Annotated in this window: 15 protein-coding genes; 10 read left to right on the top strand and 5 right to left on the bottom strand. The window is 66.8% G+C overall.

The genetic code is table 11. The features are described 5' to 3' along the window. Positions 1–38: 38 nt before the first annotated feature. The 5 genes from folC to A9Z05_RS13060 all read left to right on the top strand — a co-directional run bounded on the left by folC (position 39) and on the right by A9Z05_RS13060 (position 5755). Positions 39–1349: a bifunctional tetrahydrofolate synthase/dihydrofolate synthase gene (gene folC, locus A9Z05_RS13080; RefSeq protein ID WP_069618453.1), complete on the top strand. Its 1311-nt coding sequence runs from the start codon at positions 39–41 to the stop codon at positions 1347–1349. A gap of 29 nt (positions 1350–1378) precedes the next feature. Further along, positions 1379–2218, top strand: coding sequence for an SPOR domain-containing protein (locus A9Z05_RS13075; protein WP_069618452.1), 840 nt, complete (start codon positions 1379–1381; stop codon positions 2216–2218). Positions 2219–2225: 7 nt separating this feature from the next. Continuing rightward, a complete protein-coding gene (locus A9Z05_RS13070) occupies positions 2226–2720 on the top strand; it encodes a CvpA family protein (protein ID WP_027782633.1) in 495 nt (164 codons plus the stop codon). Between the two features lie 51 nt (positions 2721–2771). After that, entirely contained in the window at positions 2772–4304 is a 1533-nt protein-coding gene (gene purF, locus A9Z05_RS13065; protein ID WP_069618451.1) for an amidophosphoribosyltransferase, read from the top strand. Positions 4305–4564: 260 nt separating this feature from the next. Beyond that, complete coding sequence (locus A9Z05_RS13060; RefSeq protein WP_069618450.1) at positions 4565–5755, top strand: O-succinylhomoserine sulfhydrylase; 1191 nt, start codon at positions 4565–4567, stop codon at positions 5753–5755. Positions 5756–5858: 103 nt separating this feature from the next. On the opposite strand, the gene A9Z05_RS13055 is transcribed toward A9Z05_RS13060, so the two are convergent. Genes A9Z05_RS13055 through A9Z05_RS13045 form a run of 3 tightly spaced genes read right to left on the bottom strand, consistent with a single transcriptional unit; the run spans position 5859 to position 8954 of the window. Continuing rightward, positions 5859–6824, bottom strand: coding sequence for an NAD-dependent epimerase/dehydratase family protein (locus tag A9Z05_RS13055; RefSeq protein ID WP_069618449.1), 966 nt, complete (start codon positions 6822–6824; stop codon positions 5859–5861). Next, positions 6811–7857 carry a GDP-mannose 4,6-dehydratase gene (gene gmd / locus A9Z05_RS13050; protein ID WP_069618448.1) on the bottom strand — a complete coding sequence of 349 codons (1047 nt, stop codon included), beginning with the start codon at positions 7855–7857 and terminating at the stop codon, positions 6811–6813. The genes A9Z05_RS13055 and gmd overlap by 14 nt, the downstream gene beginning before the upstream one ends. Positions 7858–7892: 35 nt before the next feature. Beyond that, the gene (locus A9Z05_RS13045; RefSeq protein ID WP_069618447.1) at positions 7893–8954 is read right to left on the bottom strand and encodes an acyltransferase; all 1062 of its coding nucleotides are present in this window, start codon (positions 8952–8954) and stop codon (positions 7893–7895) included. A 475-nt stretch (positions 8955–9429) separates the two neighbouring features. Between A9Z05_RS13045 and A9Z05_RS13040 the strand changes: the two genes are divergently transcribed. From A9Z05_RS13040 to A9Z05_RS13030, 3 genes are read left to right on the top strand one after another with little or no spacing between them, the layout of a single operon-like run. After that, a complete protein-coding gene (locus A9Z05_RS13040) occupies positions 9430–11622 on the top strand; it encodes a hypothetical protein (RefSeq protein ID WP_069618446.1) in 2193 nt (730 codons plus the stop codon). Between the two features lie 19 nt (positions 11623–11641). Next, positions 11642–13108, top strand: a complete 1467-nt coding sequence (locus A9Z05_RS13035; RefSeq protein ID WP_069618445.1) for a flippase — start codon at positions 11642–11644, stop codon at positions 13106–13108. Further along, entirely contained in the window at positions 13105–15564 is a 2460-nt protein-coding gene (locus tag A9Z05_RS13030) for a glycosyltransferase family 4 protein (protein WP_069618444.1), read from the top strand. The genes A9Z05_RS13035 and A9Z05_RS13030 overlap by 4 nt, the downstream gene beginning before the upstream one ends. 400 nt (positions 15565–15964) lie before the next feature. On the opposite strand, the gene A9Z05_RS13025 is transcribed toward A9Z05_RS13030, so the two are convergent. Next, the gene (locus tag A9Z05_RS13025; RefSeq protein WP_069618443.1) at positions 15965–17140 is read right to left on the bottom strand and encodes an acyltransferase; all 1176 of its coding nucleotides are present in this window, start codon (positions 17138–17140) and stop codon (positions 15965–15967) included. On the opposite strand from A9Z05_RS13025, the gene A9Z05_RS36135 reads away from it, so the two are divergent. Then, positions 17139–17501 (top strand): hypothetical protein, encoded by a 363-nt coding sequence (locus tag A9Z05_RS36135; protein WP_141723408.1) that lies wholly within the window; start codon positions 17139–17141, stop codon positions 17499–17501. The two genes, A9Z05_RS13025 and A9Z05_RS36135, sit on opposite strands and share 2 nt — an antisense overlap. Positions 17502–17731: 230 nt before the next feature. Continuing rightward, entirely contained in the window at positions 17732–18619 is an 888-nt protein-coding gene (galU, locus tag A9Z05_RS13020) for a UTP--glucose-1-phosphate uridylyltransferase GalU (RefSeq protein ID WP_011548079.1), read from the top strand. A 361-nt stretch (positions 18620–18980) separates the two neighbouring features. Here galU and A9Z05_RS13015 read toward each other — a convergent pair whose 3' ends face one another. Beyond that, on the bottom strand, positions 18981–20099 hold the full coding sequence (locus A9Z05_RS13015) for an acyltransferase (protein WP_069618442.1): 1119 nt from the start codon (positions 20097–20099) through the stop codon (positions 18981–18983). Between the last annotated feature and the right edge of the window lie 152 nt (positions 20100–20251).

Raw genomic sequence — 20251 nt, 5'->3', positions numbered from 1 at the left:
TTTTGGCGTAGTGGCGGTACCGATCCAGATTTGATCCGATGAGCACTTTTCCCACTCTCGACGCGTGGCTTTCGCATCTCGAACGCGCGCACCCGGTCGGCATCGACATGGGCCTGACCCGCATCGGGCAGGTCAAGGCGGCGCTGCAGCTCGAATTCGCGTGCCCGGTGATCACCGTCGGCGGCACGAACGGCAAGGGCTCGACCTGCGCGTTCCTGGAGACGATCCTCGTGCGCGCGGGCTACAAGGTCGGCTGCCACACGTCGCCGCACCTGCTCGAATTCAACGAGCGCGCGCGCGTGAACGGGCAGAACGTGACCGACGACGAACTGCTGCCGCACTTCGAGGCCGTCGAAGCCGCGCGCACGTCGCTGCCGGAACCGGTCTCGCTCACGTATTTCGAGTTCACGACGCTCGCGATCCTGCATCTGTTCGCATCGCGCGGGCTCGACGCGGTGATCCTCGAAGTCGGCCTCGGCGGCCGGCTCGACGCGGTGAACATCATCGATACCGATTGCGCGATCGTCACGAGCATCGACATCGACCACACCGAGTACCTCGGCGATACGCGCGAGAAGATCGCGTTCGAGAAGGCCGGGATCTTCCGCGCGGGCAAGCCGGCGATCTGCGGCGATCCGGCCGCGCCGCAGACGCTGATCGACCACGCCGAAGCGATCGGCGCCGACCTGTGGCTCGTCGGCCGCGATTTCCGCTACGAGGCGCAGGCGGGCGCCGAACGCCAGCAATGGAGCTACCTCGGCCGCGAGAAGCGCTATCCGGCGCTCGCGTATCCGGCGCTGCGCGGCGCGAATCAGCTGATCAATGCGTCGGCCGCGCTCGCGGCGCTCGAGGCGCTGCGCCCGATGCTGCCGGTGTCCGCGCAGGACATCCGGCTCGGGCTGGCGAACGTCGAGCTGCCGGGGCGCTTCCAGGTGCTGCCCGGCAAGCCGGCGATCGTGCTCGACGTCGCGCACAACCCGCATGCATCGGCCGTGCTCGAACAGAACCTCGGCAACATGGGCTTCTTCCCGTACACGTACGCGGTGTTCGGCGCGATGCACGACAAGGACATTGACGGCGTGCTGCAGCACCTGAAGGGCGAGATCGACCACTGGTGCGTGACCGACCTGCCGCTGCCGCGCGCGGCCTCGGCGGAGCAGCTCGAAGCCGCGCTGCGCAAGGCCGGCGTGGAGGACGGGCCCGATTCGAGCGTGACGCGCTACGCGTCGCCCGCGGAAGCGTTTCGCGATGCACTAAAAAGAGCATCCGAGAATGATAGAATCGTGGTTTTCGGCAGTTTCCATACGGTTGCCGGCGTGCTGGCCTACCGTAAATCGCAGCAACACTGACTGACGGGCAGTTTCGGACTCAGCCATTCATGGGAATTTTCTCGTTCGGCAAGAAAGACGACGACGCGCCCCCGCGGCGCGGCGGTCGCACCGGGGCCTCCCGGAACGTGCGCACGGAGCGCACTGAACGCGTCGAGCGACGCTCGCGCCGTACCGAGCGTCCGGAATCGGATGCACTGCTCCTCGATCCGACCCTTCCAGAAAAGCAACGCGCGCGCCGTCGCCTCGTCGGCGCGATCGCGCTCGTCGTGGCCGCGGTGATCGTGCTGCCGATGGTGCTTGATTCGCACCCGAAGCCGGTCACCGACGACATCGCGATCGACATCCCGAACCGGCCCGCGCACCAGGCAGTCGCGCCGCGCGACGACGATGTGTCCGACGTGCAGGCAGGCGTCGCGCACGACGAACCGCCGGCCTCCGACACGGCCGTTGCGGCCGCACCGGCGCCCGCGCCGAAGGATGCGGCCAAGCCGGTCGCGAAACCCGAACCGACCACCACCGCGAGCGTGACGCCGCCGAAGCCCGCGCCGAAGCCGGCTGCCGCACCCGCGCCGAAGCCGGCCGCGCCGAAGCCTGCGCCCGCAACGGTCGCGAATGACGGCGCCGCGAGCCCGGACAGCGGCGACGCATCGTCGCCGGCGTCGCCGGCCGGTGCGCGCTTCGCGGTGCAGCTCGGCTCGTTCAAGGACGACGCGACGGCCCGTTCGTGGGCGACCAAGTTGAAATCGGCGGGCGTGCCCGCATATGTCGAGCATCGCAAGCAGGCAGACGGCAGCACGGCTACACTGTTGCGTGCCGGCCCGTTCGCGGATCGCGCGGCGGCTTCCGCCGCGATCGCGAAGGTGCGCGAAGCCGGTCTGACGCAGTAAGGCCACGATGCTGACGGCTTTCGACTACGCTGTATTGGCGGTGATCGTGTTGTCGGCGCTGCGCGGTGCGTGGCGCGGCTTCGTGTCCGAGATTTTCGGGCTGATCGGCTGGATCGCGGCGATCGTGATCGCGGGCCGCTACGTCGGGCTGGTCGTGCCGTACATTCCGGCGAACTGGCCGGGCGGCGCGCTGACGCAGTGGGTGATCGCCTTCGCGTTGCTCGTGATCGGCGTCGTGCTGGTCGCCGGCGTGGCGAACGCGCTGCTGTCGCGGATCGCGCAGGCGAGTGGCCTGGGCGGCGTCGACCGCTCGCTGGGCATGATGTTCGGGCTCGTCCGCGGCTGCGTGCTGGTGGTGCTGCTGGTCGCGGCGGCCGGGCTGACCGAACTGCCCAAACAGGATTTCTGGCGCAATGCGCTCTTGCGTCCTTTTGCCGAGCAGGGCGTGCACGAGCTGAAGCAGCTCCTGCCCGACGGCATGGCCCAGTACGTACGCGTGTGACGACGCGGCCGGGCAGGACGGAACCGATTTTGTCATTCTGAAGGACATGCCATGTGCGGCATCGTAGGCGTTATCTCCCAATCCCCTGTCAATCAGCTGATCTATGACAGCCTGCTGCTGCTGCAGCATCGCGGTCAGGACGCGGCGGGCATCGCGACGGCGGACGGCAGCAATTTCCACATGTACAAGGCGAACGGCATGGTGCGCGACGTGTTCCGCACGCGCAACATGCGCAGCCTGCCCGGCACCTACGGCATCGGCCAGGTGCGCTACCCGACGGCCGGTTCGGCGTCGAGCGAGGCCGAGGCGCAGCCGTTCTACGTGAACGCGCCGTTCGGGATCATCCTTGCGCACAACGGCAACCTGACGAACTGGATGCAGCTGAAGGACGAGATGTTCCGGATCGACCGCCGGCACATCAACACCAATTCCGACAGCGAAGTGCTGCTCAACGTGTTCGCGCACGAGCTGCAACTGTCGACCACGGGCCTCGAGCTCGATCCGGCGTCGGTGTTCAAGGCGGTCTCGGGCGTGCATCGCCGCCTGCAGGGTTCGTACGCGATCGTGTCGCTGATCGCCGGCTACGGCCTGCTCGCGTTCCGCGACCCGTTCGGCATCCGCCCGCTCTGCATCGGCAAGCTCGAAACCGAACACGGCACCGAATGGATGGTCGCGTCGGAGTCGGTGGCGGTCGAAGGCATCGGTTTCGAATTCGTGCGTGACCTGGAGCCGGGCGAAGCGGTCTTCATCGACAAGGCCGGCAACTTCCACAGCCAGCAGTGTGCGGAGAACCCGACGCTGAATCCGTGCATGTTCGAATACGTGTATCTCGCGCGTCCGGATTCGTGCCTCGACGGCGTGCCGGTCTACAACGTGCGCCTGCGCATGGGCGACTATCTCGCCGAGAAGATCAAGCGCGAACTGCCGAACGTGCCGATCGACGTCGTGATGCCGATTCCCGATTCGTCGCGCCCGGCGGCGATGCAGGTCGCCGCGAAGCTCGGCGTCGAGTATCGCGAAGGCTTTTTCAAGAACCGCTACGTCGGCCGCACCTTCATCATGCCGGGGCAGGCCGTGCGCAAGAAGTCGGTGCGCCAGAAGCTCAACGCGATGAGCATCGAGTTCAAGGACAAGCACGTGCTGATCGTCGACGATTCGATCGTGCGCGGCACGACCTCGCACGAAATCGTGCAGATGGCGCGCGATGCGGGCGCGAAGTCGGTGATCTTCGCGTCGGCGGCGCCGCCCGTGAAGTTCCCGAACGTGTACGGCATCGACATGCCGACGCGCGGCGAGCTCGTCGCGCACGGCCGCACCGACGAGGAAGTCGCGAAGATCATCGGCGCCGATCATTTGATCTATCAGGACGTCGACGATCTGCGCCGTGCGGTGCGCGACATCAACCCGAAGCTCGAGCGCTTCGAGGCGTCGTGTTTCGACGGCAACTACATCACCGGCGCTGTGACGCCCGAGTACCTCGATGCGATCGAGCGCGCGCGCCTCACGCCGGCGTCGCAGGCCGATCGCGACACGGCCGGCGACACCGAGCGTTCGCAGATGAACCTGCAGCTGTCGGTCGAGTAACGCCGGCGCACGCTTTTATCGAGGCGTGATAGGATGTGGCCTTGCGTCGATTTGATATCAGCTTGCGGACGCGGGGCAACTTCCCAAAACAGCTAAAGCGAAGGCCGGCGGCAGCCGGCCCGAGTCGATCGCTGTCGTACCGCACCGAAGCCCGCTGATGCCGACGCATAGCGGGCTTTTTTGTTTTTGGCCTCGGTTTTGACCGGGTCCGCGCCTCATGCACGACCGTCGGCGCGGCCATCGAATACGGAAAACGGAACATGGACGACTCCCTCAACTTCGACACGCTTGCGGTGCGCGCGGGCACGCTGCGCAGCGACTTCAACGAGCATTCGGAAGCGCTGTTCCTCACGTCGAGCTTCTGCTTCTCCAGCGCGGCCGACGCGGCCGAGCGCTTCGCGAATTCGGAAGACTATTTCACCTATTCGCGCTTCACGAATCCGACCGTCACCATGTTCCAGGAGCGTCTCGCGGCGCTCGAGGGCGGCGAGGCCTGCATCGCGACGGCGTCGGGCATGGCCGCGATCATGTCGGTCGTGATGTCCGCGCTGCAGGCGGGCGATCACCTCGTCAGCTCGCGCAGCCTGTTCGGCTCGACGCTCGGGATGTTCTCGCAGATCTTCAGCAAGTTCGGGATCACGACGACCTTCGTCGACCCGACCGACCTGAACGCATGGCAGGAAGCCGTGCGGCCGGAAACGAAGATGTTCTTCCTCGAGACGCCGTCGAACCCGCTGACCGAACTCGCGGACATCGAGGCGATCGGCAAGATCGCGAAGGCGGCGAATGCGCTGTTCGTCGTCGACAACTGTTTCTGCAGCCCGGTGCTGCAGCAGCCGCTGAAGCTCGGCGCGGACGTCGTGATGCATTCGGCGACGAAATTTCTCGACGGGCAAGGCCGCGTGCTCGGTGGCGCGCTGGTCGGCTCGAAGGAATTCATCATGGGCAAGGTGTTCCCGTTCGTGCGCAGCGCGGGCCCGACGCTGTCGGCCTTCAACGCGTGGGTGCTGCTGAAGGGAATGGAGACGCTGTCGCTGCGCGTCGAGAAGCAATCGGCGAACGCGCTGGAGATCGCGCGCTGGCTCGACTCGCATCCGGCGGTGGCGCGCGTGTTCTATCCGGGGCTCGAATCTCATCCGCAGCATGAACTCGCGAAGCGTCAGCAGAAGGCGGGCGGCGCGATCGTGTCGTTCGAGCTGAAGGGCGACACGCCCGAGCAGCAACGCGCGAACGCATGGCGCGTGATCGACGGCACGAAGCTGGTGTCGATCACCGGCAACCTCGGCGACACGCGCACGACGATCACGCATCCGGCCACGACGACGCACGGCCGCATCACGCCGGAAGCGCGGGCGGCGGCGGGGATCACCGAGGGGCTGATTCGCCTGGCGGTCGGCCTCGAGCATGCAGCCGACATTCGCAACGATCTGGCGCGGGGCCTGGACGGCTGAGCGATACCGCCGGTTTTCGCTCGGCATCAATGAAACGGGCCGCTCGAGAGAGCGGCCCGTTGTCGTTTCGGCGCATGCCGTCGCGCGCCTGTTGTGCCGTCGTTCAGCCGGCGGCGTGCGCGGACGGTGCGGCACGCATCGCGTCCACCATCCAGCGCAGCGTTTCGTCGAGCGGCGTGACCGGTAATTCGCCCACCGCGCGGCGCAGCTTGTCGCGCGACCCGCTCAGGCTTTTCACTTCGTTGTGCCGCACGAAGCGCGGATCGATCGTCACGTCGATCACGTAGCCGGCGATCCGCGACAGCATCGCCAGCACTTCCTTCAGCGAATACGCGCGCTCCGAGCAGACGTTGAACGTCTCGCCGGCCGGCACGGCTTCGACCAGCTTCAGATAGGCGGCCGTCACGTCGCGCACGTCGGAAAAATCGCGGCTCACGTCGAGGTTGCCGAGCGAGATCCGCGGCGCGTTGCTCGCATAGTGCGCGACGAGCTTCGGCAGCAGATACGCATCGCTCTGGCCGACACCCGTGTAGTTGAACGGCCGCGCGATCACGATCGGCAGCCGGTCGGACCATAGCTTCGCCGCATATTCCATCGCGAGCTTGCTGACCGCGTAGTCGTTCGCCGGCGCGGGCGCGACGGTTTCGTCGAGCACGCCGGCCGTCGAGTTGCCGTAGATGTTCGCGCTGCTGGCCAGCAGCACTGCCGACGGACGGCGGTCGAGGCCGGCCAGCGCCGCCAGCACGTTGCGCGTGCCGACGATGTTGACCGCGTAGGTGGACGACGGCTCGTCGTCGGCGACATGCGCACGCGCGGCGAGATGCACGACCGCGTCGGGTCGTGCGTCGGCCGCGGCCGCGCGCATGGCATCCGCGTCGAGCAGGTCGACGGGCAGCAGCGTGCAGTGTGCGAACGCCGGATCGGCGGGGGGCGGCGTGCCGGGCGCGACCGTGCCCCAGACGTCATAGCCGGCCGCCTGCAGGCGTTCGGCCATGTAGCGACCGGTGAAGCCCGTCAGGCCCGTGACGAACGCACGGCGCGACGGACGCCCGGTTTCAGAACGTGTCATGGTGTTGGTTCCGCGTCAAATCCGCTTCGACCATCATCTGGCAAAGTTGTTCGAGCGTCGTCTTGGGTGTCCAGCCCAGTTTGCTTTTCGCCTTGTCCGCGCAGCCGATCAGCAGGTCGACTTCGGCCGGGCGATAGAACTTCGGGTTCACTTCGACGAGCACGTTGCCGGTCGATGCGTCGAGGCCGCGTTCCTGCTCGCCCTTGCCGGTCCATTCGAGCTGGTAGCCGGCCGCCGCGAACGCCATCCGCACGAAGTCGCGCACGGTTTCGGTGCGGTTGGTCGCCAGCACGTAGGTGTCGGGTTCGTCGGCCTGCAGCATGCGCCACATGCCTTCGACGTATTCGAGCGCGAAGCCCCAGTCGCGCTTCGCGTCGAGATTGCCGAGCTCGAGCTTGGTCGCCTTGCCGAGCTTGATCTTCGCGATCGTGTCGGTGATCTTGCGCGTGACGAATTCGCGGCCGCGCAGCGGCGATTCGTGGTTGAACAGGATGCCGCTGCTGCCGAACAGGCCATACGATTCGCGGTAGTTCACGGTCATCCAGTGCGCGTACAGCTTCGCGACGCCGTACGGGCTGCGCGGATAGAACGCGGTGGTTTCCGTTTGCGGGATCGCCTGCACCTTGCCGAACATCTCGGACGTCGACGCCTGGTAGAAGCGCGTCTTCGGGCTCACGACGCGAATTGCCTCGAGCAGGTTCAGCGGGCCGATGCCGGTTACTTCGGCGGTCGTCGCCGGCTGGTCGAACGACACGCCGACGAAGCTTTGCGCGGCCAGGTTGTACAGCTCGTCCGGCTGCGTGCGTTCGAGCAGGCGCAGGCTCGAGCCCGCGTCGGTCAGGTCGTGTTCGACGAGCGTCAGGTTCGGGTGCGTGTCGACACCCAGCTCGGCGATGCGCCAGAAATTCACCGAGCTGGTGCGGCGGTAGGTGCCGGTGACCTCGTAGCCCTTGTCGAGCAGCAGTTTGGTCAGGTACGCACCGTCTTGCCCCGAAATTCCGGTGATGATGGCCTTCTTACGCGTTTGGCTCATGGCGTTGTCCTGGTAGAAGCGATGGATGATGAAAGTCAGGCGGTCGTGCCGGCGGCGGTCGGCACCGCGCGGCGCGCAGGCCCGCGCGTCAGGCGTCGTTCGAAGCCGTACCAGCTCAGGGTCGCGTACGCGAGCGTGATCGCGAGCGCGAGCGCGGCCGTGACGAAGCGGTTCAGGTGCAGCGGCCACAGCGCGTACAGCACGCTCAGGTGAATCAGGTAGACGGTGTAGCTGACGGTGCCGACGTAGACGAGCATCGGGTTCGTCAGCACGCGCTGCACGAGCCCGCGGCCGCGCAGCGCGATCACGACGATCGACGTGCACAGCAGCAGCGAGATGCTGTAGAGCGCCGCATTCGACAGCGGCGTGTTCGCGGCGCGAAAGCGCGGGAACGACAGGTGCAGCCAGCCGAGGATCGCGAGCGACACGAGCGCGCCGACGATCGCGAGCGGATAGAACGGCTCCAGCGCCCGCCGGTCGCGGCGCAGGACGATCGCGAGCAACGCGCCGGCCGCGAGCAGGTCCATCCGGAACGGCGTCAGGTAGTAGATCGGCCAGAACGAATCGAACCACGGCGTCGCGATCGCGCGCAGCACCGGCGCCGCGACGATCAGCGCGGCGGCGACCCACAGCAGCGCGCGCTCCGAGCACCACAGCACGACGAACGGCCAGAAGATGTAGAACTGCTCCTCGACCGCGAGCGACCACAGCACGTTCAGGCTGTCATGGCCGATGCTGCCGAGCGACAGCCCGATATTGGTCGAGAAGAACGCGAACCACGGCCAGTGCGGCAGCCAGCTCGCGCCGAACAGCAGCGTCGACACCACCAGCAACAGCACGTACGGCGGCAGGATGCGGCGTACGCGGCGCGCGTAGAAGTGGCTGAAGTACGACTGTCCGCGCGCCTTGCGATCGAGCAGGATGCCGGTGATCAACAGGCCGCTCAGCACGAAGAACAGATCGACGCCCATCCACAGCGGCGCCTTCAGCGCGTGTTGCAGGAATACGGCGCCCACCGCGATCGCGCGCAACCCGTCGAGCTGCACGATGCGGCCATGTTGCGGGGCGAGGTCGGCGGGGCGCGACAGGGCCGTCATCGCGCGGCTCCTTCACGACCCGCATCCGATGCGTGTACGTATTGCATGCCTTTAAATGAAATATGGAATCGAAATCGATTCTAGGGAAAAGAAATCGGTAAAAAAACGCGTGCCATTTATCTGACGACAAACAGGCAAATGCCGATTATTACGATCGCGAGGCGAAAGGTTTGCTCCCGGACAGGCATGACAGGCGGCCTGGGGCGGAATTTTCTACGTGATGGCGCGGGAGGGGCGGTCGTTATTGCCGTTTTCCGCGGTCATTTACTCGCTGTTCCGGTTCGATATTTCACGCGGAAACATCCCCAAATATTTCCAAATTTCTTGTGATTATTTTTGCTTGTAACCTGCATCGCGACGTTTGAAACCCATTTAGCGACAGCGCGCCGCCGCGGGCGATCCGAGGCGGCGCCGGTCGCTGTTGCATCGACATCGAGTCTGGAGAAGTGCATTGCGACGTCTGATTCTGGTTGGCATGACGGTATGCGCGGCACTGCTGACGAGCGCCGTGCCGGCCGAAACGGTGTTGCCCGCGACGACGTCGTGGATCGGCAACACGTTCGGCTATGGCGACGGCACGTGGACGCAGATCGACATTCGCGCGATCGCGGTGACGCCGGAGGGCAAGGTGTATACGAATGCGCCGTGGGACGAGAGCGGCGCCGAGGCGAGCGTCTACCAGGACGGGAAGATGCTCGGCTTCGCGGGCGGCACGCACGGCTGGGGTAACCTCGGCGGCAGCGCGATCGCGGTGAACGGCAAGTACGCGTATGTCGCGATCGGCGTCGGCAACGAGCGCGGCCACCTGCAGTCGCCCGGCATCTGGCCGGACAAGGGCAAGCAATGGTTCGGCATCTCGCGGCGCACGATCGGCGACATGAAGCAGCCCGCGCCGTTTCGCGCGGCGCCGCAGGTCGCGCCGGGCGGGCGCGCCGATACCGGCCGCGCACGGATGGCCGCGAGCTTCATGATGATGAACGAGGTGCCGGCGCCCGCGCGCTCGGAAGTGGGTGAGGCGAAGGCGGAAGTGGGCGGCCTCGCGGCCGACGACAAGACGCTGTTCGCGACCAATCCGTCGCGCAACGTGGTGGACGTGTACGACGCGGAGACGATGCAGCAGAAGGGCACGTGGAACGCGCACGAGCCGGGCCGCATCGCGCTGGCGGGCGACGGCACGCTGTGGCTGCTGACCGATACGCTGGGCGGCCCCGCGCATCTCGTGCACGTGCGGCCCGACGGCCGCAAGCTCGACGACGCGCCGGTGCTGCCGGAGGGCACCGACGCGGTGGACGTGGCGGTCGACGCGAAAGGGCGCGTGCTCGTCGCGGACAACGGGCCGCGCCAGCAGATCCTGATCTTCTCGAAAGGCGGCAAGGGCTATGCGCCGTCGGGCACGCTCGGCGAGCGCGGCGGCATCTTCGCGGGCCCGGTGCCGGGCCGGCCGGGGCCGCAGCGTTTCAACGGGCTGACGGGCGTCGGCGTCGACCGCGCGGGCAACATCTATGTGTCGATGAACGGGATCGGGCCGCGCCACGACACGATCGGCGCGGGGCTCGGCGCGGTGCTGGAAAGCTACACGCCGGACGGCAAGCTGCGCTGGCAGGTGCAGGGGCTGCTGTTCGTCGACGGCGCGTGGCTCGACCCCGCGCGGCCGAACAGCGTGTACACGGGCAACAAGCGCTTCGAGCTCGACCTGTCGAAGCCGCCGGGCCAGGACTGGAAATACGTCGGCTTCCTGTCGAACCGCTTCAAGTATCCGGACGACCCGGTGTTCCACACCGACCAGTATCCGGGCATGCCGATCGCGCGGCGCGTCGACGGGCGCACGTTCCTGTACCTGACCGACATGTACGCCGATCACCTGAAGATCTACCGTTTCGACGCGAAGCGCGACGGCGAGGTCGCGATTCCGTCGGGCCTGATCGCGGGCCGCGCGCGGCCGGTCGACAAGGTGCCGAACAAGCCGCCGGGCGGCGACTGGCTGTGGCGCGACGCGAACGGCAACGGTCGGATCGATGCCGACGAGTCCGAGATCAACACGACAGGCAAGGCAAAGGCGGGCGGTTGGGGCTGGTGGGTCGACACGAAGGGCGACATCTGGCGCACGAGCGACGTGCGAGGGATTCATCGTTTCGGCTATGGCGGCATCGACAAGGCCGGCAACCCGATCTATTCGTACGACAAGGTCACGACCTACCCGATGCCGCAGCCGTTCACGCAGCTGCGCCGCGCGATCTACGAGCCGCAGACGGACACGCTGTACGTGACGGGCTATACGGCCGACGCGCCGCCGCAGCCCGGCATCAACAAGGAAGTCGGCCGCGTGCTGGTGCGCTTCGACAAATGGTCGAGCGGCTCGCCAGTGGTGCGCTACCAGGTCGCGCTGCCGTGGCAGCTCGACGCGAAGCCGATCCTCGACCTGATCGGGATCACGGTCGAAGGCCGCTACATCTTCACCGTGGAGCCGGTCGGCAAGATCCACGTGTACGACAAGGAAACCGGCAAGGAAGTCGGCGTGATGAGCCCGGGCGCCGAGGTCGGCAAGGCGTCGGGCTGGGTCGACGTGCCGTTCGGCATCAGCGCGTTCCGGCGCGAGAACGGCGAGTACCTGGTGTTCGTCGAGGAAGACGCGCGCGGCAAGGTGCTCATGTACCGCTGGAAACCGTAACGGGCCCCTGGGCTAAAGCATGGACAAAGGCATACTCAAGAACGTTTCGATCAACTTCATCGGGCTGATCCTGCCGACCTTCGTGTCGCTGGTGACGGTGCCCGCGTATATCCACGCGCTGGGCGTCGAACGCTACGGCGTCGTCAGCCTCGTGTGGACGCTGATCGGCTATTTCGGGATCCTCGATCTCGGGATGAGCATGGCCGCGCAGAACCACATCTCGAAGGCGCGCGCGAGCGGCAACGCCGACGAAAGCGCGCGCGTGTTCTGGAGCGCGTTCTGGCTGAATCTCGGCACCGGCATCGTCGGCGGCCTGCTGATCTATTTCGGCGCGTTCGTCTACACCGCGTATTTCACGAAGGTGTCGGCGGCGATGCAGCACGAGGTGTATCTGGCGCTGCCGTGGCTTGCGCTCGCGATTCCGCTCGCGAACGTGTCGTGGGTGTTCGCCGGCGCGATCAACGGCGCCGAACGGTTTGGCGTGTTCAACACGAACCAGACGATCGGCACGTTCCTGTTCCAGCTGCTGCCGCTCGGCGCCGCGTGGTGGATCGCGCCGAACCTGCAGACGGTGCTCGCCGCGGCGGTCGTCGCGCGGCTGATCGCGGCGGTGATGCTCGGTCAGGCCAGCATCAAGGTGCTCGGGATCCGCCGCATCGATCCGCCGCAGTGGGGCACCGCGAAGGGGCTGTTCAACTTCGGCGGCTGGATGCTGATCGCGAGCACGACGAGCATGATCGCCGACACGCTCGACCGCGTGATGCTCGGCGCCGGCATGGGCGCGAAGTTCGTCACGTACTACACGGTGCCGCAAAACCTCGTCACGCGGCTGAACATGCTGCCGAACGCGCTGGTGCGCACGCTGTTCCCGCGCCTGTCGGCGGTCGGCCGCGATCACGCGGATACGCTCGCGCGCCAGTCGCTCGAATTCCTGAACGGCGTATTCACGCCGGTCGGCATCGTCGCGATCTTCGCGCTCGCACCGTTCCTCACGCTGTGGGTCGGCGCCGATCTCGCCGCGCATTCGGCGCCGGTCGGGCGCGTGCTGGTGATCAGCGTGTGGCTCGTCGGCCAGGCGAGCGTCACGCGCATTCTGATCCAGTCGCAGGTCAACCCGGCCCGCGCGGCATTCGCCGGGCTCGTCGAGATGCCGTTCTTCGTCGGCGGCCTGTGGTTCGGCATTCATCACTTCGGGCTGATCGGCGCGGCGGTGGTCGTCGCGGCGCGCGCGCTCGTCGACTACGGCGTGCTGCTGTACCTGTCGGCGATCCGGATGCGCGCGATCGTACTCGACATGCTCGCGCACCTCGCGTTTCTGCTGGCGAGTCTGTTCCTGGCGCAGGCATGGCCGGGGCTGGTCCAGTCGATCGGCATGTGCGCGGTCGTGCTGGTGCTGAACGTCGCGTGGTCGCTCACGATGACGCCGGGATTGCGCGCACTCGTGCGCGACCTGTTTGTCCGTCTCAATGCGAGGAGAACTGCATGAATCGCGATCTGGCGGAACACGCCGTCCTGAATCTCACCACGGCCGATGCCGTCGTGGTCCACGCCGGCGACGCCGCCGCGCTGCACCCAGCCGAGCGCGCCGGCGCGCGACAGCCGGCGCGTGCGCTGCGCGTGGCGATCGTCCACGACTGGCTCGTCACCTACGCGGGCGCGGAGCGCGTGCTCGAACAGATCGTCGCGTGCTTTCCCGACGCGGACCTGTTCAGCCTCGTCGATTTCCTCGACGATCGCGCGTTCGTGCGCGGCAAGCCGGTGACGACGTCGTTCATCCAGAAGCTGCCGTTCGCCCGCACCAAGTACCGCAGCTACCTGCCGCTGATGCCGCTCGCGATCGAGCAGCTCGACGTGTCCGAGTACGACCTCGTGATCTCGAGCAGCCACGCGGTCGCGAAGGGCGTGCTGACCGGCCCGGACCAGGTGCACATCAGCTACGTGCATTCGCCGATCCGCTATGCGTGGGACCTGCAGCACCAGTATCTGGAACAGTCGAATCTCACGCACGGGCCGAAATCGCTGCTCGCGCGGATGATTCTCCATTACATCCGCAACTGGGACACGCGCACCGCGAACGCGGTGGACGGCTTCGTCGCGAACTCCGCGTTCATCGCACGACGCATCAAGAAGGTTTACCACCGCGACGCGGCGGTAATCTTTCCGCCGGTCGACGTCGACGCGTTCTCGCTCAACGCGGCGAAGGAGGATTTCTACCTGACCGCGTCGCGGATGGTGCCGTACAAGAAGATCGACCTGATCGTCGAAGCGTTTTCGCGCACGCCCGAGCGCAAGCTCGTCGTGATCGGCGACGGCCCCGAGATGCAGAAGATTCGCGCGAAGGCCGGCCCGAACGTCGAGATCATGGGCTACCAGCCGTTCGCGGTGCTGCACGACCGGATGCGACGCGCGAAGGCGTTCGTGTTCGCGGCCGAGGAGGACTTCGGGATCTCGGTCGTCGAGGCGCAGGCGTGCGGCACGCCGGTCATCGCGTACGGCAAGGGCGGCGCGCTCGAGACCGTGCTCGACCCGCAGTCGAACCTGAACCCGACCGGCCTTTTCTTCGACGAACAGACGCCGCACGCGATCGTCGCGGCCGTCGACGATTTCGAGCGCGCGCCGCAGCGCTTCACGCCTGACGCGTGCCGCGCGAACGCGGAGCGGTTTTCCGCCGACACGTTCCGGCGGCGCTTCCTCGACTACGTGGAGCAAGCGCTGCCCGGCTCGACCGCGCAGCGCGGCACGGCGGCCCCGCTGCCGGTCGCGCGCGGCCCGGCGACGCTCGTGCTCGACCAGAGCGGCGTGCTCGGCGGCGCCGAGCTGTCGCTGCTCGAGATCATGAAGCACATGCGCGCGAACGCCGACGTGCTGCTGTTCGACGACGGCCCGTTTCGCGCGGCGCTCGACGAGATCGGCGCGCGCGTCGACGTGGTCGAGCAGGGCGCGCTCGCGGGCGTGCGCAAGCAGGGCGGCGTGTCGTTCGGCGCGGTGAAGCAGCTCGTGCGGCTGGTGCGCGACGTCGCCCGGCGCGCGCGCCGCGCCGAGGTGATCTACGCGAACACGCAGCGCGCGATGGTGGTTGCCGCGCTTGCCGGGCGGCTGGCGCGCAAGCCGGTCGTCTGGCATTTGCGCGACATCGTCAGCACCGACCATTTCGGCGGCAAGCAGTTGCAGGCGATCAAGTACTGCGCGCGGTTCGGCGTCACGCGCGTGATCGCGAACTCCGACGCATCCGCGCAGGCGTTCCGCGCGCTGACCGGCTTTACGCCGCAGCACGTCGACGTCGTGTTCAACGGGATTTCGGCCGAACCGTTCGATGCGCTCGACGGCGTGAGCCAGGCCGCGCTGCGCGCGCGCCTCGGGTTGCCCGCGGACGCATGGCTGGTCGGCTCGTTCAGCCGTCTCGCGCGCTGGAAGGGGCAGCACGTGCTGCTGGAGGCCGCCGCGCGGCATCCCGACATGCACGTGGTGCTGGTCGGCGCGCCGCTGTTCGGCGAGGACGACTATGCGGCGCAACTGCACGAATACGTCGCGCAGCACGCAATGGACGAGCGCGTGCATTTCCTCGGGTTCCAGCGCGACGTGGCCGCCTGCATGACTGCGGTCGACGTCGTTGCGCACACGTCGATCACGCCGGAGCCGTTCGGGCGCGTGATCGTCGAGGGGATGCTCGCGCGCCGGCCGGTCGTCGCGGCGCGCGCGGGCGGCGTCGTCGAGATCATCGAGGACGGCGACAACGGACTGCTCTGCGAGCCGGGCGACGCGGCCGCGCTGGCCGATGCGCTGGCGACGCTCAAGCGCGACCGCGCGTTGCGCGAGCGGCTCGTCGCGAGCGGTCGCGCGACCGCGGTGCGCCGGTTCGGGACTGAAACCTACGTGGAGCGGGTCGAGAAGATTCTCGCGGATACGGCCAAGGCCGCCAAGGCGGCGAGCGCGAAGAAGTAGCGGCCGGCGGGAGCTGGCGGGAAATGGCGGAAAACGGGCCCCCATGCGGCGTTGCGCTGCGCGGGGGCTTCGCTTTTCAGCGGGCGACGCGTCTGGTTGGGACGGACGGGCTGGTTTGCGCCCCGGGTCCGGGTCGGGCGCGAGCGTGGCCGAGCGTCATCTGGAACAGGATCGGGCCGTCAGGAACGTGAAGCGAGCAGCCGACACCGTCGCACTCGTGCTTCGGCAACCGCGCGGAAGGGGCCCGTGCGGGCCGTGGCGCCGTCGGAGGGCGGCAGGCTGCCCCACTCGTTGTCGACCCGGCCTGCAACCGCGTGCCGGCCATGAAAAAGCCCCCGCGCAGCGACGCGCCGCGCGGGGGCTCCGGGACCGGACGGCTGATCGAGCCGTCCGGCCCGCGTCAGGCGGCCTGTTCGGGCGTCGACGCGACGACGCGGGCCGAGCGGGTCGGCTTGAAGCTGGCCGACCACATCATCGCCGGCCGTTCGAACATCCGGTAGAACAGGTACGCGACCGGAACCGCGACGGCCATGAACGCGAACGACGGCCAGATCGACAGTTGCAGTTCGGAGTGGAACAGCACCGAGCCGAGGCACACGAACAGCGGCAGATGGACGAGATACAGCGAGTAGCTGAAGTCGCCGAACCAGCTCAGCACGCGCAGCGGCGGCGTCGCGCGCGGCGGCCGGGCGAGCGCGCGGTACAGGAAGCATGCGAAGCCGGCCGACCACAGCTGGAACGCGCCGTACTGGCCGAAATGGAACGCGCCGCAGCCGGCGGCCAGCAGCACGGCGGCCGCGACGTACCACGCGCGCGACGGCACGACGGCCGTGCCGCGCGACTGCTGCGCGCGCACGTCGGCGATCCATGCGCCGATCGTCCAGGACAGCCAGTACGACGTGAAGAACTGCAGGTCGTGCCGTTCGAGCAGCCACGCCGACGCGACGTTGACGAGCGCGACCGCGGCCACGACGGCCGGCATGCCGATGCGCCGGCGCAGCGCGAACAGCAGCGGGTAGATCGCGTAGAACTGCACTTCGAGCGACAGTGTCCACAACGCGCCGTTCGACCCGTACGTGTGGCCGGCGACGCCCTGCAGCGAGAACAGGTTCACGAGGAACGCGACGAGGCCGACGTCGCGGATCTTGTGGCTGACGGGCTCGATCTGCAGACTGACCGCATCGAGCGCGAGCGTGAACAGCAGTGCGGCGAGCAGCACCGGGTAGATGCGCGCGAAGCGGCGCACCCAGAAGTTCGGCGCGTCGAGCCGGTACGCGGGATTGGCCGCGAGCTTGAGCGCCGCGTTGCGGTGGATGCAGTAGCCGCTGATCACGAAGAAGATCGGGACGCCGGCCGAGCCCCACGCGAACGGGAAGGTCAGGTAGCCGGCGATCGCGCCCGGGCTCAGTGCGTGACCGTAAGCCTGATGGAAGCTCTGCATGCCGACCCAGACGACCTGGCGGCAGTGGAAATAGGCGACGAGCAGCGCCGCGAAGCCGCGCATCGCGTCGATCACGTGTTCCTTGTGGTCGGCGACGGGCGGCGCGGCCAGAGACGATCCGCTGAAAGCTTGCATGCGATTCGATTCCTTGCGACGGATGGACGGGAAGTTTCATCCAATCGTAATGCGCAAGAATTCGGTCAATGAACAAAAAAATCTCGCCTGCAAATATCGGTATTCCACATCATGGATTTATCGCGGCCCGAAAGCGGTTCCGCGACGGGTGCGAATTATTTGCCGATTTTTTTCTGATAGTTTGAAGCTCCAGTTGATTGATGCAAGGAGCGGCAAGATGGACATGCATTGGATCGCGAGCGCTGCAGTACTGCTGGTCATGGCCGTGCTGTCGGCGTACCGCGAGGCGCTGAAGAACGAACCGATCCGCCCGGGCCTCGAGCGGGGCGGCGTGCCCTATATCGAGGAATTCGAATCGTAAGAATTTGTATCCGGAAAATCGGTAATTTGTTTCTGCTCCAGCAATCGGTTCGGAAATATCGACCGGGTTGAAGCGATTATATTTTTTCCGGAATAATTGGGCAATCAGTTCATATCGAAAATGAGCGGAGCGGAATTGGCAGTGCCGTCGATTCTCGATATGCCGTTCGGAACACAATCGCGCCGGGTCGCAGGTCGACGCGGCGCAGTCAACGCTATCAGGATGCGAACATGTTGAAAGTCACCAAGGCCGTGTTCCCCGTTGCCGGTCTCGGCACGCGGTTCCTCCCGGCAACGAAGGCGAGCCCGAAGGAAATGTTGCCCGTCGTCGACAAGCCGCTGATCCAGTACGCGGTCGAGGAGGCGATCAACGCCGGTATCACCGAAATGATCTTCGTCACCGGGCGCAGCAAGCGCGCGATCGAGGATCATTTCGACAAGTCGTACGAGATCGAGGCCGAGCTCGAGGCGCGCGGCAAGGAAAAGCTGCTGGAGCTCGTGCGCGGCATCAAGCCGAGCCACGTCAACTGCTTCTACGTGCGCCAGCCGGAAGCGCTCGGCCTCGGCCATGCGGTGCTGTGCGCGGAGAAGCTCGTGCACGGCGAGCCGTTCGCGGTGATCCTCGCCGACGACCTGCTGCACGGCGAACAGCCCGTGCTCAAGCAGCTCGTCGACGTGTTCGACCACTATCACAGCTCGGTGATCGGCGTCGAGACGATCCCGCGCGAAGATAGCCGCTCGTATGGCGTCGTCGAAGGCCGGGAGTGGGAAGAGGACATCATCAAGCTGTCGGGCATCATCGAGAAGCCGGCGCCCGAGGATGCGCCGTCGAACCTCGGCGTGGTCGGCCGCTACGTGTTCATGCCGACGATCTTCGATCATCTGCGCAAGCTCAAGCCGGGCGCGGGCGGCGAACTGCAGCTCACCGACGCCGTCCAGTCGCTGCTCGCGAACGAACAGGTGCTCGCGTATCGCTACTACGGCACGCGTTTCGACTGCGGCAGCAAGATCGGTTATCTGAAGGCAACCGTCGAGCTCGCGCTCCAGCATCCGGAAGTGAGCCGCGAATTCGAGGCGTACCTGCGTACCTGCTTGCCCGCGCTGGCTGCCGTCGCTTAAGCGGCCGCGCGCTCCGTCGTTTCAGGTGGTGGTTGTTCCGTTGGCCCCGGCCGCTCGCGCGCCGGGGCTTTTTTGTTGTTGGCGGGCGTCCGGACGTGGTGCGCGACGTCCGGATGTCGCACTTCGAATGTGCGGAGGGCGGCGCCGCGCGACGGGGAAAGTATGCCGATGAGGCGGGACGTCGCGCGTGACACCGGTGCCGAAGCATTCGTCGCGTGACCGGATCGGTGGATGGGTTGCGCGGGTTGCACGACGCGCGCTCGGGTGTCGCGCGATGACGTGGCATCGGCTGCCATGCCGCCGGCCGCCGGGGGCATCACCGGTATCGACGCGTTCCGATCCGGTTCGCGCCGCGCACCGCTCAGCGCGGCGACGCGCTCGGCTGCGCGGCGAAGTGCCGGGCCAGCATCGCGGCGATCGGCTTCTTGAAGTCGAGCAGCCGCTTTTCGAGATAACGCCAGGACAGGTGCGCGAGCAGCACGGCGAGCGTGAATTGCAGCATTTCCGGCAGCGCGTCGCGGACGATTTCCGGCATCGGCACGTGCGCGAACGACGCGGGCAGCGCGCCGAAGCGCGCCGGAATCAGGTTGTGGAACAGGTAGAAGCCGTAGCTGATCGTGCCGAGATACGCGAGCGGCGCCCAGTCGAGCAGCGCGACGGCGGGATGCTCGGGCGCGCTGACGATCCACAGCATCAGCGCGCCGAGCGACACCGACAGGCCGAGATCCGCGAGCCCCGCGACTGCATCGGGCAATGCGGTGCAGGCAGGCAGCACGAGGAAGAAGGCGACGCCGGCCGCACCGAGCCAGCCGGGCGGCACGCGGCGCTCGGCGGCCGCGCCGCGATCGGCGAGCGCCATCGCGCCGACGCCGCCGAGCGCGATCAACGCGAAATTCCACGGGGAAAACGCGTAGATCAGCACCGGCGACGCGTCGGACAGGTAGAGCGCGAGATGCGCGAGCGCGCACAGCGCGACGGCCGCGATGCCGAGCGCGACGTGTCGCGCGGCGGGCACCGCGAGCAGCACGAGCGGGGCGATCAGATAGAACTGCTGTTCAACGGCGAGGCTCCAGAAGTGCGACGTGGAGCCCGGCCAGCCGTCCTTGACGACGCCGATCCAGTAATTCGACAGGAACACCGCGTGCCATGCGAGCCCGAGGTTGACGCCGCGCTGATAGAACAGCGCGTGCGCGATCGCGAGCGCGGCGAGCAGCAGGTAGTAGACGGGGAAGATCCGCAGCGCGCGCTTCGCGAGGAACAGCGCGAGCGCGTGGCGACGCGTCATGGCGCCGCGCTCGACCGCCTGGCGGTTGCGATGCAACTCGCCGACGATCAGGAATCCGCTGATGAGGAAAAACGTCCACACGCCAAGCTTGCCGACGTCGACGGCAAGGACATGGCCCTTGTGGGACAGGAAAACGAGGATGACGGCGAGGGCTCGCAGGCCGTCGAGTCCTTTGACGTATCTGACTTCGCGCATGGAGGCATCCGGGCATTGAGCACGCCCAGTATAGGTGCGCAAATATCGAACGTAATTCGCGTTCGGACGTATACGTGAAGGCGTTTTTTCACGTTCGAGCGTCGATGAAGTCGGTCGCGCGCAACAAAACCTGCGGGAAACCCCGTGAAAAC

The organism is Burkholderia sp. A2, assembly GCF_001729305.1.
GTDB classification, from domain to species: Bacteria; Pseudomonadota; Gammaproteobacteria; order Burkholderiales; family Burkholderiaceae; genus Burkholderia; species Burkholderia sola.
The sequence above is the reverse complement of the archived record's forward strand: the minus strand, read 5'-3'. Positions and strand labels throughout refer to the sequence as shown.

What these genes read in the sequence shown, in the direction of transcription:
- folC (WP_069618453.1), top strand. Translation starts at nt 39, where the DNA reads ATGAGCACTTTTCCCACTCTCGACGCGTGGCTTTCGCATCTCGAACGC.
- A9Z05_RS13075 (WP_069618452.1), top strand. Translation starts at nt 1,379, where the DNA reads ATGGGAATTTTCTCGTTCGGCAAGAAAGACGACGACGCGCCCCCGCGG.
- A9Z05_RS13070 (WP_027782633.1), top strand. Translation starts at nt 2,226, where the DNA reads ATGCTGACGGCTTTCGACTACGCTGTATTGGCGGTGATCGTGTTGTCG.
- purF (WP_069618451.1), top strand. Translation starts at nt 2,772, where the DNA reads ATGTGCGGCATCGTAGGCGTTATCTCCCAATCCCCTGTCAATCAGCTG.
- A9Z05_RS13060 (WP_069618450.1), top strand. Translation starts at nt 4,565, where the DNA reads ATGGACGACTCCCTCAACTTCGACACGCTTGCGGTGCGCGCGGGCACG.
- A9Z05_RS13055 (WP_069618449.1), bottom strand. Translation starts at nt 6,824, where the DNA reads ATGACACGTTCTGAAACCGGGCGTCCGTCGCGCCGTGCGTTCGTCACG.
- gmd (WP_069618448.1), bottom strand. Translation starts at nt 7,857, where the DNA reads ATGAGCCAAACGCGTAAGAAGGCCATCATCACCGGAATTTCGGGGCAA.
- A9Z05_RS13045 (WP_069618447.1), bottom strand. Translation starts at nt 8,954, where the DNA reads ATGACGGCCCTGTCGCGCCCCGCCGACCTCGCCCCGCAACATGGCCGC.
- A9Z05_RS13040 (WP_069618446.1), top strand. Translation starts at nt 9,430, where the DNA reads ATGACGGTATGCGCGGCACTGCTGACGAGCGCCGTGCCGGCCGAAACG.
- A9Z05_RS13035 (WP_069618445.1), top strand. Translation starts at nt 11,642, where the DNA reads ATGGACAAAGGCATACTCAAGAACGTTTCGATCAACTTCATCGGGCTG.
- A9Z05_RS13030 (WP_069618444.1), top strand. Translation starts at nt 13,105, where the DNA reads ATGAATCGCGATCTGGCGGAACACGCCGTCCTGAATCTCACCACGGCC.
- A9Z05_RS36135 (WP_141723408.1), top strand. Translation starts at nt 17,139, where the DNA reads ATGCGATTCGATTCCTTGCGACGGATGGACGGGAAGTTTCATCCAATC.
- A9Z05_RS13025 (WP_069618443.1), bottom strand. Translation starts at nt 17,140, where the DNA reads ATGCAAGCTTTCAGCGGATCGTCTCTGGCCGCGCCGCCCGTCGCCGAC.
- galU (WP_011548079.1), top strand. Translation starts at nt 17,732, where the DNA reads ATGTTGAAAGTCACCAAGGCCGTGTTCCCCGTTGCCGGTCTCGGCACG.
- A9Z05_RS13015 (WP_069618442.1), bottom strand. Translation starts at nt 20,099, where the DNA reads ATGCGCGAAGTCAGATACGTCAAAGGACTCGACGGCCTGCGAGCCCTC.